Genomic DNA, 457 nt, shown 5'->3' on the forward strand with positions numbered 1-457 from the left:
GGTAGCGCGCATCGAAAAGAACGTTGCCGAGTCGGGGATCGATTGTAATTTCCGCAGGTTGGACGCCTTCCTGTTTCCGGCGATGGGGGTGGACCTCAAGGCGGCCCGCGATCAGCGACAGGAGGAATTCGAGGCGGCACAAAAGGTTGGCGCGGCCGCTGAACTGGTCACCGGCGTGCCGCTCAAAGGTTTCGGGAAGGCGCCTGTGCTTCGTTACGCCAATCAGGCGACGTTCCATCCACTGCGATATCTCCGGGGATTGTCCACGGCAATCCGCGACAAAGGTGGACGCATCTTCGCCAACAGCCCCGTGATCTCCGTTGAGGAATTGCCGGAGGGCGGAGTGCGCGTCTCGACGGAAAACGGTGGTGTGGTCGAAGCGGCGACTGCCGTCGTCGCCACAAACTCGCCGATCAACGATCGCTTCGAACTGCACACCAAAAGGTCGCCCTATCGC

General features: G+C 61.3%; 1 protein-coding gene. It reads left to right on the top strand.

Annotated elements, in window-relative coordinates; translation table 11 throughout:
* Window positions 1-82: 82 nt before the first annotated feature.
* A partial coding sequence (locus ACWTU8_RS32610) for an FAD-dependent oxidoreductase (protein WP_455851350.1) occupies window positions 83-457 on the top strand: 375 nt, incomplete at its 3' end.

The sequence above is a fragment of the Mesorhizobium sp. BHbdii genome, from assembly GCF_053848045.1.